Here is a 12,718-nt window from a genome sequence, read left to right on the forward strand (position 1 = left end):
GCCAGGTCTACGGATCGGGGGATTCGGGCGCGCTAAGCGACGTCGCTTATGCGGTCCTTATGGCCTCCCTGCGCAGACTGGGCCGGTGCGGGTGCTGGTGGTGGAGGACGAGCGGCTCTTGGCCGACTCGGTCGCGGAGGGGCTGCGGCGGTTTTCGATGGCCGTCGACGTCTGCTACGACGGCGCGCAGGCCCTGGAACGGGTCGGCGTGCACGGCTACGACGTCGTGGTGCTCGACCGCGACCTGCCGGTGGTGCACGGCGACGACGTCTGCGCCGCCGTGGTCCGGGCCGGCGGCGAGGCGCGGGTGCTGATGCTGACCGCGGCCGCCGACGTCACCGACCGGGTGGCCGGGCTGGGCCTCGGCGCCGACGACTACCTGACGAAGCCGTTCGCGTTCGCCGAGCTGGTCGCCCGCGTCCAGGCGCTGTCGCGGCGCGCGCGGCCGGCGCTGCCACCGGTGCTGGAACGCGGCGGCGTCGTCCTCGACCTGCCCCGCCACCAGGCCGCCCGCGACGGCCGGTTCCTGCTGCTCTCGCCGAAGGAGTTCGCCGTGCTCGAGGTCCTGATGCGGGCGGAAGGCACGGTGGTCAGCGCCGAGGACCTGCTGGACAAGGCGTGGGACGAGCACGCGGACCCGTTCACGAACGCGGTCCGCGTCGCGGTGATGACGTTGCGGCGCAAGCTCGGCGACCCGCCGGTGATCGAGACCGTGCCCGGCGCGGGCTACCGGTTCGGCACCCGGTGAACGCCCTTTCGGTCCGGACCAAGCTCACCGCCTGGTACGGCGGGCTGTTCCTGCTGGCCGGGCTGGTCCTCGTCGTCATCAACTACCTCTTGGTGCAGAGCACGCTGCCGGACCCGGCCCGGGTCGCGTCGACGACGATCGGCTCGGCCGACGCCACCTACGGCATCGCGGCCGGCACGCCCCTGCCGTCCGAAGGCGTCGCCGTGCGGCTGCTCAGCGGCTCGCTCGACGAGTACCGCTCCTCGACGCTGTCCACGTTGCTCGTCGGCTCGGCGATCGCGCTGGTGGCGACGGCCGGGCCGGCGGTGCTGTTCGGCTGGCTGATGGCCGGCCGCGCGCTGCGGCCCCTGCACGACATCACCTCGACGGCCCGGCGGCTGGAGGCGGGCAAGCTCGACCGCCGCATCAACCTCGAGGGCCCGCCCGACGAGCTGAAGGAACTGGCGGACACGTTCGACGGCATGCTCGACCGGCTCGCGGAATCGTTCGACAGCCAGAAGCGGTTCGTCGCGAACGCGTCGCACGAACTGCGGACGCCGCTGGCCGTGCAGCGAACGCTGATCGAAGTGGCGATGGCCGACCCGGAAGTGACGCCGGAGCTGCGGAAGCTCGGCACCCACCTGCTCCACACGAACGAGCGCAGCGAGCGGATGATCGAGGGCCTCCTGGTCCTCGCGCGCAGCGACCGCGGCCTGCACGCGCGCACGCCGGTCCGGCTGGACGCCGTGGTCGCTTCGGTGGTCCGGGCGACGGCCGCTTCGGCGGCCGAGGCCGGGGTGACGGTCGAGACGCGCCTGCGGCCGCGGGTGGTGGCGGGCGACCCGGTCCTGCTGGAGCGCCTGGTGACGAACCTGGTGGTCAACGCGATCACGTACAACGCCTCGGGCGGCTGGGTGTACGTCGAGGTCCGCGGGGACCCGGCCCTGGAGGTGCGCAACTCGGGCCCGGTGGTACCGCCCGAGGCCGTGCCGGCGTTGTTCGAGCCGTTCCGCCGGGTGGGCGGCGCGGAGCGGACCGGCGACACGCGCAACGCGGGGCTCGGGCTGTCGATCGTGCGCTCGGTGGCCCAGGCGCACGGGGGTTACGCGGAGGCCCAGCCCGGCCGGCGCGGCGGCCTCACCGTGACGGTGCGGCTGCCGCCGTCTTGATCCACTCGATCGTGACTTACCGTGTCCGGCGTGTCACACAGCAGCCGCTGACCTGGGTGACCCATGATGGGAAGGTCGCTAAATGAACAGTGGGCAGTTCGGCACGGACTCGGCGCGCCTCGCACGTCAAGTCGACGCGCCGTTCTAACGTGGGCACCCACAACGGTGAAGAAGATTCGGGGAGGCGAGAACAATGCGGGCGCTGCGAGTGGTCGGGCTGCACGAGGACGGCAAGTCCATCGTGCTCGAAGACCCGGCGAGCCGCACTCGCTTCCTGCTCCCGGCTGATGAGCGACTGCGTGCGGCGGCGCGGGGGGACATCACCCGCCTCGGCCAGATCGAAATCGAGTTGGAGAGCCAGATGCGGCCACGCGAGATCCAGGCGCGAATCCGCGCCGGCGAGTCAGTCGAGCAGGTCGCGAGCGGCGCCGGGATCTCGGTGCAGCGCGTCGAACGCTTCGCCTACCCCGTCCTGCTGGAGCGTTCGCGCACCGCCGAACTGGCGCAGAGCGCCCACCCCGTCCGCGAAGACGGGCCCGACGTGCAGACGCTCGGCGAGGTCGTCGCGTACGGCTTCGGCGTCCGCGGGCACGACTACTCGCAGGCCACCTGGGACTCCTGGAAGGGTGACGACGGCCGCTGGGTCGTCGTGCTCCAGTGGAAGGCCGGCCGGTCGGACAACCGCGCGCACTGGGCGTTCTCCCCCGGCGCGCACGGCGGCACGGTCACGGCGCTCGACGAGAACGCCGAAGTCCTCCTCGACCCGAACGCGTACCGCCCGCCCCGGACGGTCCGCGCCCTGGACCCGGCCCGCGAAGCGGAGTTCCAGCCGACGCTGGACTCGGTCCCGCCGGAGCGCGCCGAACTGCCTTCGGCCGAGCCGGACCCGGACGACGACACCCGCGAGATCCCGCGCGTCCCGGCGGACCCCGAGGACGACACCGACACCAATCAGCCGCGGCCGAAGGCCAAGAAGAACCACCCGATCGTGCCATCCTGGGAGGACGTGCTCCTCGGGGTCCGCTCACAGCGCGGCTGAGCACGGCAGTCACCCAAGCGCCCCAATGTGGCGTTGGTTGCGTCCAGCGCACCCAATGTGGCGTTCGGTGCGTCTGACGCACCGAACGCCACATTGGGGCGCTACAGCTAGGTCACCTGTGCCGCGAGCGTCTTCGGCGCCACCTGCCGGTAGGCCTCGCGCACGATCCGGTCGACCTCGGCCCAGTCGACGTCGACGTCCAGCCGCACGCCCAGCCAGCCGCGGTGCCCGACGTACGCCGGCCGGAAGAACCGCACGGGCTCGGTCCGCACCAGCTCCTCCTGCACCCCGGGCGGTGCCGGGCACCAGAAGGCGAGCCTGCCGTCGCCGTGGTGGTCGTCGGCGAACATGACGAAGGTCTTCTTGCCGCGCACGAACCAGGCGGGCGATCCGTGGCTGAGCCGCTCGGTCGCTTCGGGCAGCGCCAGGCAGAGCTTCCGCAGCTCGTCGAGCTGCCCGCCCATCAAGCGCCGCCGAAGGCGATCACGAGCACGCCGATCCACGCGATCACCACACCGCCCGCGGCGCCGTACGCGGCCCACCGCAGGATCGGCGTGCGCCGGATCAGCCACAGCGACGGCGTGATCCCGGCCGTCACGACGACCGACGCCGCCAGCGCCAGCCACCCGCTGGTCTCCCTGGCCAGCGTCGAAGCCAGCGCCAGCATCGCGACGACGACCACCGCCGCGATGAACGCCGACACCGTCAGGCCGGTCAGCCACGGGGTCGGTTCGCCGGGCGGGCCGGGCGGGCCCAGCACGGTCCGGACGAACCGGTGACCGGCTTCGGGCTCCCGCGGTGGCGGCTCGACGACCGTGTCGGCGCCGGTCACCGGGTCCACGAACCGGACGGTCGTGCCCATCACCGAGGCGAGCCGGCCGGCCAGCTGGCGGCCGCGCTGCGAAACGACCGCGCCCGCCTCCGCGCCGGAATCGGCCGAGACCGCGGCCGCGACGCGCGCCCACTCGTGCAGGGCCTGCGCCAGATCGGCGCCGATCGCGAGCTTGTGCGGGTCCACCTCGCGCGCGTGCTCCCCGCCGGGGCCGGCCAGCACGGCGCGCTCGCCGCGGATCCGCAGCTCCATGGTGTCCTTTCGCCCAGACCAGGGGAACACCTTAGCCACCCGGAGCCAGTTCGTAGAAGGCGACGGCGGCGGCGGTCGCGATGTTCAGTGAGTCGACTCCGGCCGGCATGGGTATCCGGACCGCGTGATCCGCCGCCGCCAGCGCCGCTTCGGTCAGTCCGGGACCCTCGGCACCGAAGAGCAACGCCACCCGCCCGGGCGCGTGCGCGCGCAGCTCACGCAGGGGGATCGACCCTGGTCGCGGGGTGAACGCCGCGACGGCGAACCCGCGCGCACGCAGGTCGTCGAGCCCGCCCGGCCAGTCCTCGAGCTGCCCGAACGGCACGCGCAGCACGTGTCCCATCGACACGCGCACGCTGCGCCGGTAGAGCGGGTCGGAACAGCCGGGCCCGAGCAGCACCCCGCCGACGCCGAGCGCGGCCGCGTTGCGGAAGAGCGCGCCGAGGTTTTCGTGGTCGCCGACGCCTTCCAGCACGGCGATCGTGCCGGCGCCGTCGACGACTTCGGAAACCGTGAGCGGCGCCGGCCGGTCGGCGACGGCGAGGATGCCGCGGTTGAGGTGGAAGCCGACCACGTCGGCCATCGTCTCCGCGGACGCGACGTACTGGGGCGCCTCGATTCCCTCGAGTTCGGCCGCCAGCTCGGCGAACCGCCGCTCGACCCCGAGCAGGGCCCGCACGGGGTACCGGGACGTCAGCAACCGGGACACCACGACGGTGCCTTCGGCGATGACGAATCCCCGCCCGCCAGGCCGGTCCGGCCGCCGGTCCGCTGTGGACAGGTCGCGGAAATCGTCGACCCGCGGGTCGTCCCGATCGTCGATGTGGATCACGCCCATCCGCCCAGTCTGTCACCCGCTTGCCGGGCGCCGGACTGGTCCGAACGTCCACGCGCGGGTGGTACGAACGGGGCCATTTTTCTTTCGGTTAACCCCTCGTGACGGAGAGCACCAGTTTGGCCGCTAGCACGGGTGCATCGCCTGTGTAACGGTTGTCCGCCAGGACTTGAAACACGTCCTAGTTCCACGCCGACGCACGAAGCAGGGATGGTCATGGGGATGGACCTCGCGGCTCAATCGTTCAACACGCTGGACCGCGGGCGGTACCGCCGCAAGGTGCAGCGCTGCCTGGACACGTTGGCCCGCATGCTCACCGACGGCAGTTTTTCGTTCCCCCGCAAGAACATCGGGCTCGAAGTCGAGCTGAACCTGGTCGACCGCGAGCTGCGCCCGTCGATGACGAACACCGCCGTGCTGGAGGCGCTGGACGACCCGTCGTTCACCACCGAGCTGGGCCAGCACAACATCGAGCTGAACGTGCCGCCGCGGCCGCTGGCCGGCGATTCGGCCCTGCAGCTCGAAGACGACCTCCGCGCGTACCTCGGGACCGCCGCGGCCAAGGCGCGGGACACCGGGTCGGCGCTGGCCATGATCGGCATCCTGCCGACGTTGAAGCACGAGCACTTCGACCAGAAGTGGCTCACCAACAAGACGCGGTACTCCACGCTGAACGACCAGATCTTCGCCGCGCGCGGCGAGCGCACCGTGCTCGCGATGGAAGGCGCGCCGCTGTCGGGCCGGCAGCCGGAGCGGTTGCGCAGCTACGCCGAATCCATCCTGCCCGAGGCCGCGTGCACCAGCGTGCAGCTGCACCTCCAGGTCGCGCCGGAGGAGTTCGCCGCGCACTGGAACGCGGCGCAGTGCCTGGCCGGGCCGCAGATCGCGCTGGCGTCGAACTCGCCGTTCCTGCTGGGCAAGGCGCTGTGGCACGAGACGCGCATCCCGCTGTTCCTGCAGGCGACCGACACCCGGCCGGAAGAGCTGAAGAACCAGGGCGTGCGGCCCCGCGTGTGGTTCGGCGAGCGCTGGATCACGTCGATCTTCGACCTGTTCGAGGAGAACGTCCGCTACTTCCCCGGCCTGCTCCCGGAAACCGACGCCGAAGACCCGATCGAAGCGCTCGACGCGGGCCAGGCGCCGAAGCTCACCGAGCTGCGCATGCACAACGGCACGATCTGGCGCTGGAACCGCCCGGTGTACGACGTCGTCGACGGCCTGCCGCACCTGCGCGTGGAGAACCGGGTGCTGCCGGCCGGCCCGACGGTCGTCGACACGGTGGCGAACGCGGCGTTCTTCTACGGTGCCCAGCGCGCGCTCGCCGAGGCGGAACGCCCGGTGTGGAGCCAGATGTCCTTCCAGGCGGCGGAGGAAAACCTCTACGCGGGCGCGCGCCGGGGGTTCGACGCGCAGCTGTACTGGCCGGGCATCGGCTGGATCCCGCCGGACGAGCTGGCGCTGCGCGTGCTGCTGCCGCTCGCCCACGAGGGGCTGCGCCGCTCCGACGTCTCCGACGAAGCCCGCGAGCGCTACCTCGGGATCGTCGAACGCCGCTGCCTCGCGCGGCGGACCGGGGCGACCTGGCAGCGCGACTACGTTCTGCGCGCACAGGACCGCGGGCTGGACCGGGAAGCCGCGCTGAGCCTGATGCTGGGGCGCTACCTGGAGCTGTCGGAGGCCGGCGAGCCGGTGCACACCTGGCGCGTCGATGATTGAGCGCTAGCCTGGGCGGATGCCGAAGATTCTCGGTGAGTCGCTGGAAGCGCACCGGCGCGAAGTGCGGACGCGGGTCTTCGACGTCCTGCGCGCGCAGCTCTACGAACGCGGCTTCGACGCGATCACGCTCGCCGGGGTCGCCTCGGCCGCCGGGGTGGGCCGGACCGCGCTGTACAACCACTTCCCCGACAAGGAGAGCCTGCTGGTCGCCTTCGTCGAGGACGAGGCCGCCCGGTACGTCACGCGGCTGACCGAAGCCGTCGAGGCCCAGGCCGATCCGGCCGACCAGCTGGCCACCTTCGTCCGGCTGCAGCTGCGGGTGCTGGCGGAGTACCACATGCCGCCGGGCACGGCGCTCGCGTCGGCGCTGGCCCCCGCGGCGTACCGGCGGATCAGCGCGCACGCCGACCCGATCACCGACCGGCTGCGCGCCATCCTCACCGGCGGCGTCGACCTGGGGCACTGGCCCGCCGAGGACCCGGACGTGCTGATCCCGATGATCACCGCGGCACTGGGCAACCGGACCCTGGTCGACGGCCCGCCCGAGCAGCTGGAAGACGTCATCGAAGCATCGGTGCGGTTCGTGCTCCGGGCGGTCGGCGCGTCGATTTAGGGTAGCCTAAGCCGGGATTGTGCCCTACGATCTTTCTGACAGCGTGTCAGATCGATCGCCGGGAGGCCTGCCCATGTCGGTGACCACGGACGCCCGCCCGTTCTCGGCGACGCTGCGCGCGTCGACGCTCGAGGTGCACGAGAAGGCGAACTACTCGACGTACATGCGCGCCCTGCTCGGCGGCGAGCTGTCGCAAGAGGGCTACACCCAGCTGGCGATCCAGTACTACTTCGTCTACGGCGCCATCGAGGCGGCGAGCGACGCGATGGCCGATCACCCGGTCGGGGGCGAATTCGTCTTCGACGAGCTCCGGCGGCTGCCCAGCCTGGAGCGCGACCTGGCCCACCTGGTCGGCCCGGACTGGCGGTCGACGATCTCCCCGCTGGCTTCGACGCAGGCGTACGTCGCGCGAGTGCGCGAAGCGTCTTCGTGGGCGGGCGGGTACGTGGCGCACCACTACACGCGCTACCTCGGCGACATCGCGGGCGGCCAGGCCATCCGCCGGCTGCTGGAGAAGACGTACGACGTCGCCGAGGCCGGCACGCTCTTCTACCACTTCGACGGCATCGGCAGCGCGCCCCGCTTCCGCGACCGGTACCGCGCGAAGCTCGACAACGCGCCGTGGGACGAAGCCGAGCGCGCCCGCGTGATCGACGAGACGCTGGTGGCGTTCGAATGCAACGTCGCCGTCTTCGACGAACTGGCCCAGCGGCTGGACGAGTTCCGCGCCGCATGATCGTCGTCACAGCTCGTTGACCTCCAGTTAAGTCCAGGTAGCAGGCTCGGTTTCGGGTGGCGGACCCTCGGGTACGCCACTTACGAGCCCGCCGTCCCACGCTGTGACGGCCACCCGCCCCCGCTCGCCGCGAAGGGCGGTGTGCTACTAGGTTCGGTACCGGAAACTTGTGTCGAAGACAGAAGGAGGGCCAATGGCCCGCTACGAGCTGCCCGATCTCGACTACGACTACGGCGCCCTCGCGCCGCACATCTCCGGCGAGATCAACGAGCTGCACCACAGCAAGCACCACGCGACCTACGTCAAGGGCGCGAACGACACGCTCGACAAGCTCGAAGCCGCCCGCGAAGCGAACGACTTCGGCTCGATCGTCGGCCTGGAGACCACGCTGGCCTTCAACCTGGCCGGCCACGCCAACCACGTCGTGTGGTGGAAGATCCTGTCGCCGGAAGGCGGCGACAAGCCGACCGGTGAGCTGGCCGCGGCGATCGACGAGGCGTTCGGTTCCTTCGACAAGTTCAAGGCGCAGTTCACCGCCGTGTCGACCACGATCCAGGGCAACGGCTGGGGCGCGCTCTCCTGGGACCCGATCGGCAAGACGCTGATCACCCAGCAGCTGCGCGACCACCACAACAACCTGATCCTGCCGACCGTGCCGATCCTGCTGGTCGACGTCTGGGAGCACGCGTTCTACCTGGACTACAAGAACGTGAAGCCGGACTACGTCAAGGCTCTCTGGAACATCTTCAACTGGGCGGAGATCTCCAAGCGCTTCGACAACGCCGTCGCCGGCGGCAACGGCCTGCTGCTCGGCTGAGCTCTTCCTCGAACGGGGTCCTCCACTCGGAGGGCCCCGTTTTTCGTCGTCGGGTGAAATCGCTTGACCTCGAGTGTGGTCGAGGTGTTTGGCTTGAGCCATGGACGTCGACGCGTATCTGGACCGGCTGGGGGTGCGGCGACCCGCCGCTGCCGACCTCGCGACCCTGCGCCACCTGCAGGAACGCCACCTGGTCGCGATCCCGTTCGAAAACCTGAGCATCCACCTGGGCGAGCCCGTCGAGCTGACCGAAGCGGCGTTGTTCGCGAAGATCGTGCGCCGGCGGCGAGGCGGGTTCTGCTACGAGCTGAACGGGCTCTTCGCGGCGCTGCTGCGCGAGCTCGGCTACTCCGCGCGCCTGCACGCGGCGCAGGTCTTCCGCCCCGACGGCACCCTCGGCCCGCCGCTCGACCACGCGGCGATCGTCGTCGACCTGGACGAGCCGTGGCTGGTGGACGTCGGTTTCGGCCGCTTCGCGCGGCACCCGCTGCGCCTGTCCGGCGTGGACGCCCAGCGCGACCCGGACGGCGAGTTCCTGCTGCTGGACACCCCCGACGGCGACGTCGACGTGCTGCTGGACGGCGAGCCGCAGTACCGGCTGGAGCGCCGCGCGCGCCCGCTGGCCGACTTCGTCCCGATGGCGTGGTGGCAGTCGACGTCCCCCGAGTCGCACTTCACGCGCTCGCTGACCTGCTCCCGCCCGACGTCCCAGGGTCGCGTCACGCTGTCGGGCGCCAAGCTGATCGAGACGGTCGACGGCGTCCGGAACGAAGTCGCGCTGCCGACCGAGGCCGCGATCCGGGCGGCCTACCGCGTCTACTTCGGTCTCCCGCTGAAGCGCCTGCCGACCCCACCGGGTGGGAGTCCCTTGACGAGCGGGACGCTCAGCCCGACACTGCCGTGACGTGAACGGAGCCCCGGCCTGGGGTTCCCAGGGCCGGGGCTCCGTCCGTTCCCGAACTGACTGCCGCTCCCACCACGAAGCGGACATGTATGAGGTTAGCCTAACCTCATCTCCCGAAGCAAGAGCCGGGTCGTGGAGACTCACATCTCACTCGTTCAGGTGACATCACCTGCAGGAACCGCCGGTTTTTGTCGGTGCGTGTCGATACGGTCACAGCGTGAACACGAGGGGGATGTACCCGCCGAAAAAAGACCACACGGTCCTGATCGCGCTGTCGGTCTCGGCCGCGGTGATCGTGCTGTCCTTGCTGGCCTGGTACTTGACGCGCGACTCGCCGGAGTCGCACGCGAAACCGCTGAAGCTGCCTTCGGAATGGCCGTCACCCGACGGCGAGGTGGTCCGGCAGGTACCGATGCCGACCGGCGAGCTGGCCGTGGCCCTGCCGGGCCGCACGAGCGGCCACGTGCTCTGCGGAGCAGTACCGGAGGCGACGTGGGCGAGCGCGCTGGGCGGCCCGGTGCTGCGCGAAGTCGACGAGAACGGGATGTGCCACGTCGTCTCGGCGAACCTCGACGTCTCGGCCACGTTCTGGGCTGATCCGGTGCCGATCAAGGGCGTCGATCCCGAGGCCGTGACCGTCGCCGGCCGCCAAGGCGAACTGGGCCGGTTCGGCACGGAAGGTTTCGGCCGGACCCTCGCGATCCGGCTGAGCGACTCGACCGAGAAGTGGGTGCGCCCCACGCTCCAGTTGGTCGTGCACCAAGTGCCGGGAGACCGGGCCGAGCACGACTACCGCGCCATCGCGCTGGCCCTGGCCGGCCCGATGGTCGGCGCGATCACCACGCCGGGGCCATCGCTGCCGGCCGCGGGCAAGCCCAGGGAGATGACCCCGATCCTCGGCACGGGCATCACCGACGCGCCCTACCCGCTGATCACCTGGCAGCTGTGCACCCAGCTGTCCCGCGCGTTGAAGGTCCCACTCGACCAGCTGAAGCCCGGCCCCTTCGGGTCTTGCCAGCGCGAGGAAGACCTCAAGTCGGTCACGCTGACCTACCACCAGGACAGTGAGGGATCCTTCACCGACCGGGTCGCCGGCCGTCCAGCGCACGAGAAGACGCTGGGCAGCTCGTTGGAGATCCAGCTCCTCGACGATTCCCGGCAGACCCTCGAGATCAGCTGGATCGACGGCGCCAAGCCCGATGGCGAACTGCGCGCGTTCGCCGAGGAGGTGGTGCCGCCGCTCCTGGGCCGCTAGACCTTCGCCCGCTTCAGCACCCGCAGCCCGAACCCCCGCTGCACCGGCCAGGAAACGCCACCCCGCCGGATCAGCACCACCGCGCACACGACCGCGGCCAGCGCCGAAACCGCTCCGCCGATGTAGAAGGGAGACCGCCCGCCGAACGCGTCCGCCATCCAGCCGACCATCGGCCCGCCGATCGGGTTGCCGCCGATCAGGACCAGCACGTACAGGCCCATCACCCGGCCCCGCATCTCCGGGCTGACCGACGTCTGCACCAGCGCGTTCGCCGTGTTGAGGAACGTCATCGTCGCGAAGCCGAGCGGGATCAGGCCGAGGCCGAACGTCAGGTAGGTCGGCATGAAGGCCGTGATCAGCTCGAACACGCCCAGGAAGAAGGCCGACACCAGCATCAGCCGCACCCGCGGCCGTCCCTTGGTGCCGCGGCGGGCGGACATCACCGCGCCGGTGAACGTGCCGACCGCGACCAGCGTGGAAAGGAGACCGTAGCCGTCGGCGGCGGTGTGGAAGACGTTCGCCGCGACGATCGGCAGCGAGCTGAAGTAGGTGATGCCGAACGTGCTGACGAACAGCACCAGCACCATCACGGTCATCAAGTCGGAGCGCCGCCGGACGTACCGGAGGCCCTCGACGAGCTGTCCCTTCTCGCGCGGCACCGCCGCGACGCGGAACAGCTTGTCCGGGTTCATCAGCAGCAGCCCGATGATCACCGCGACCGTGCTGAGCGCGTTCGCGATGAACAGCCAGCCGGTGCCGATCCAGGTGATCGCGAACCCGGCGATGGCCGGGCCGACGATGCGCGCCATGTTGAAGATCGACGAGTTGAGCGCGACGGCGTTCGCGATCTGGTCGCGGCCCACCATCTCGGCGACGAACGACTGCCGCGTCGGCACTTCGAGCGACGCCGTGATGCCGAGCGTGAAGCACAGGACGTAGACCTGCCACAGCGCGACGATCCCGCTGATGTCGAGCACGCCGAGGACGACAGCCTGCACGCACGCGGCGGCCTGGATCCAGGTGAGCAGCCGGCGCTTGTCGACGCGGTCGGCGAGGACGCCGGCCCACAGCGACAGGAAGAGCGTCGGCGCGAACTGCAGCGCGACCGCGATGCCGAGGGCGATCGGGTTGTTGCCGCTGAGGGTGAACACCAGCCAGTCCTGGGCGATGCGCTGCATCCAGGTGCCGATGTTCGAGATGACCTGGCCGGTGAAGAACAGCCGGTAGTTGCGGACCCGCAGCGACGCGAACATGCTGCCGCGCTTGGCCGGAGACGGCGGTGAGGCGGACGGCGGTGGCGCCGTGTCCCGGGTAGCAGTGGACTCGATCGAACGCTTGGTTTCGCTACCCGTGGCCGTCACCGTGGTTAGTTCCCCGCCATCCTGTCGATGATTTCGGCGGCTTTGGAGAGCACTTCGCGCTCTTCGTCGCCGAGTTCCGCCAATTGCCGGTCCAGCCACGCCTCCCGCACGGAGATGGCCTTCTGCACGTAGGCCAGACCGCTCTCCGACAACTCGACGATGGCTTGCCTGCCATCGGTCGGGTGCGGGCGCCGCTCGACGAACTTCAGCTCTTCGAGCGCGGCGATCACCCTCGTCATCGAGGGCGGCTGGACGCCTTCCTTCGCGGCGAGCTGCCCCGGGGTCAGCGCGCCGCACTTGTGCAAGGTGGACAGCGCGGCGACCTGCGTCAGCGTGAGGTCGTCCCCGACGCGCTGTGCCCGCAGCCGGCGGTTGAGCCGGACCACCGCGAGACGCAACCGACTCGCCAAGGAGCGTTCGTGCGTGTCGCCGGACATATAGTTAGCATACCTTACGAAACTT

The 12,718-nt window shown here is 70.6% G+C and carries 14 protein-coding genes; 9 read left to right on the forward strand and 5 right to left on the reverse strand.

Annotation, left to right across the window (positions count from 1 at the left end; genetic code table 11):
• Positions 1-85 precede the first annotated feature (85 nt).
• From AB5J73_RS07300 to sepH, 3 genes are all read left to right on the forward strand, one after another.
• Complete coding sequence (locus AB5J73_RS07300; RefSeq protein ID WP_370968935.1) at positions 86-748, forward strand: response regulator transcription factor; 663 nt, start codon at positions 86-88, stop codon at positions 746-748.
• Positions 745-1,896: a sensor histidine kinase gene (locus tag AB5J73_RS07305; RefSeq protein ID WP_370968936.1), complete on the forward strand. Its 1,152-nt coding sequence runs from the start codon at positions 745-747 to the stop codon at positions 1,894-1,896. Before AB5J73_RS07300 ends, AB5J73_RS07305 begins: the two co-directional genes overlap by 4 nt.
• A 193-nt stretch (positions 1,897-2,089) precedes the next feature.
• Positions 2,090-2,935 (forward strand): septation protein SepH, encoded by an 846-nt coding sequence (sepH, locus tag AB5J73_RS07310; RefSeq protein ID WP_370968937.1) that lies wholly within the window; start codon positions 2,090-2,092, stop codon positions 2,933-2,935.
• A gap of 107 nt (positions 2,936-3,042) precedes the next feature.
• Here the strand turns inward: sepH and AB5J73_RS07315 are convergent, their stop codons facing one another.
• Genes AB5J73_RS07315 through AB5J73_RS07325 form a run of 3 tightly spaced genes read right to left on the reverse strand, consistent with a single transcriptional unit; the run spans position 3,043 to position 4,857 of the window.
• Positions 3,043-3,399: an MmcQ/YjbR family DNA-binding protein gene (locus tag AB5J73_RS07315; RefSeq protein ID WP_370968938.1), complete on the reverse strand. Its 357-nt coding sequence runs from the start codon at positions 3,397-3,399 to the stop codon at positions 3,043-3,045.
• Positions 3,399-4,019: a DUF2537 domain-containing protein gene (locus AB5J73_RS07320; RefSeq protein ID WP_370968939.1), complete on the reverse strand. Its 621-nt coding sequence runs from the start codon at positions 4,017-4,019 to the stop codon at positions 3,399-3,401. The genes AB5J73_RS07315 and AB5J73_RS07320 overlap by 1 nt, the downstream gene beginning before the upstream one ends.
• Before the next feature lie 31 nt (positions 4,020-4,050).
• The gene (locus AB5J73_RS07325) at positions 4,051-4,857 is read right to left on the reverse strand and encodes a TrmH family RNA methyltransferase (protein WP_370968940.1); all 807 of its coding nucleotides are present in this window, start codon (positions 4,855-4,857) and stop codon (positions 4,051-4,053) included.
• 213 nt (positions 4,858-5,070) lie between these two features.
• On the opposite strand from AB5J73_RS07325, the gene AB5J73_RS07330 reads away from it, so the two are divergent.
• The 6 genes from AB5J73_RS07330 to AB5J73_RS07355 all read left to right on the forward strand — a co-directional run bounded on the left by AB5J73_RS07330 (position 5,071) and on the right by AB5J73_RS07355 (position 10,895).
• Entirely contained in the window at positions 5,071-6,570 is a 1,500-nt protein-coding gene (locus AB5J73_RS07330) for a glutamate--cysteine ligase (RefSeq protein ID WP_370968941.1), read from the forward strand.
• 16 nt (positions 6,571-6,586) lie between these two features.
• A complete protein-coding gene (locus AB5J73_RS07335; protein ID WP_370968942.1) occupies positions 6,587-7,183 on the forward strand; it encodes a TetR/AcrR family transcriptional regulator in 597 nt (198 codons plus the stop codon).
• A 73-nt stretch (positions 7,184-7,256) separates the two neighbouring features.
• Positions 7,257-7,919: a heme oxygenase (biliverdin-producing) gene (locus AB5J73_RS07340; protein ID WP_370968943.1), complete on the forward strand. Its 663-nt coding sequence runs from the start codon at positions 7,257-7,259 to the stop codon at positions 7,917-7,919.
• A gap of 193 nt (positions 7,920-8,112) precedes the next feature.
• Positions 8,113-8,736: a superoxide dismutase gene (locus AB5J73_RS07345; RefSeq protein ID WP_003088226.1), complete on the forward strand. Its 624-nt coding sequence runs from the start codon at positions 8,113-8,115 to the stop codon at positions 8,734-8,736.
• A gap of 100 nt (positions 8,737-8,836) precedes the next feature.
• Positions 8,837-9,640, forward strand: coding sequence for an arylamine N-acetyltransferase (locus AB5J73_RS07350; RefSeq protein WP_370968944.1), 804 nt, complete (start codon positions 8,837-8,839; stop codon positions 9,638-9,640).
• Positions 9,641-9,857: 217 nt separating this feature from the next.
• Entirely contained in the window at positions 9,858-10,895 is a 1,038-nt protein-coding gene (locus AB5J73_RS07355) for a hypothetical protein (protein ID WP_370968945.1), read from the forward strand.
• Here AB5J73_RS07355 and AB5J73_RS07360 read toward each other — a convergent pair.
• Positions 10,892-12,148 (reverse strand): MFS transporter, encoded by a 1,257-nt coding sequence (locus AB5J73_RS07360; protein WP_370968946.1) that lies wholly within the window; start codon positions 12,146-12,148, stop codon positions 10,892-10,894. The two genes, AB5J73_RS07355 and AB5J73_RS07360, sit on opposite strands and share 4 nt — an antisense overlap.
• A 113-nt stretch (positions 12,149-12,261) precedes the next feature.
• Complete coding sequence (locus AB5J73_RS07365; RefSeq protein ID WP_086861485.1) at positions 12,262-12,693, reverse strand: MarR family winged helix-turn-helix transcriptional regulator; 432 nt, start codon at positions 12,691-12,693, stop codon at positions 12,262-12,264.
• Positions 12,694-12,718: the final 25 nt, after the last annotated feature.

This window comes from Amycolatopsis sp. cg9 (genome assembly GCF_041346945.1).
Lineage (GTDB): Bacteria > Actinomycetota > Actinomycetes > Mycobacteriales > Pseudonocardiaceae > Amycolatopsis.

Excerpts from the sequence above, each read along its gene's own strand:
- AB5J73_RS07335 (WP_370968942.1), top strand. The coding sequence starts at position 6,587 with ATGCCGAAGATTCTCGGTGAGTCGCTGGAAGCGCACCGGCGCGAAGTG.
- AB5J73_RS07325 (WP_370968940.1), bottom strand. The coding sequence starts at position 4,857 with ATGGGCGTGATCCACATCGACGATCGGGACGACCCGCGGGTCGACGAT.
- AB5J73_RS07350 (WP_370968944.1), top strand. The coding sequence starts at position 8,837 with ATGGACGTCGACGCGTATCTGGACCGGCTGGGGGTGCGGCGACCCGCC.
- AB5J73_RS07330 (WP_370968941.1), top strand. The coding sequence starts at position 5,071 with ATGGGGATGGACCTCGCGGCTCAATCGTTCAACACGCTGGACCGCGGG.
- sepH (WP_370968937.1), top strand. The coding sequence starts at position 2,090 with ATGCGGGCGCTGCGAGTGGTCGGGCTGCACGAGGACGGCAAGTCCATC.
- AB5J73_RS07365 (WP_086861485.1), bottom strand. The coding sequence starts at position 12,693 with ATGTCCGGCGACACGCACGAACGCTCCTTGGCGAGTCGGTTGCGTCTC.
- AB5J73_RS07315 (WP_370968938.1), bottom strand. The coding sequence starts at position 3,399 with ATGGGCGGGCAGCTCGACGAGCTGCGGAAGCTCTGCCTGGCGCTGCCC.
- AB5J73_RS07340 (WP_370968943.1), top strand. The coding sequence starts at position 7,257 with ATGTCGGTGACCACGGACGCCCGCCCGTTCTCGGCGACGCTGCGCGCG.
- AB5J73_RS07360 (WP_370968946.1), bottom strand. The coding sequence starts at position 12,148 with ATGTTCGCGTCGCTGCGGGTCCGCAACTACCGGCTGTTCTTCACCGGC.
- AB5J73_RS07320 (WP_370968939.1), bottom strand. The coding sequence starts at position 4,019 with ATGGAGCTGCGGATCCGCGGCGAGCGCGCCGTGCTGGCCGGCCCCGGC.
- AB5J73_RS07345 (WP_003088226.1), top strand. The coding sequence starts at position 8,113 with ATGGCCCGCTACGAGCTGCCCGATCTCGACTACGACTACGGCGCCCTC.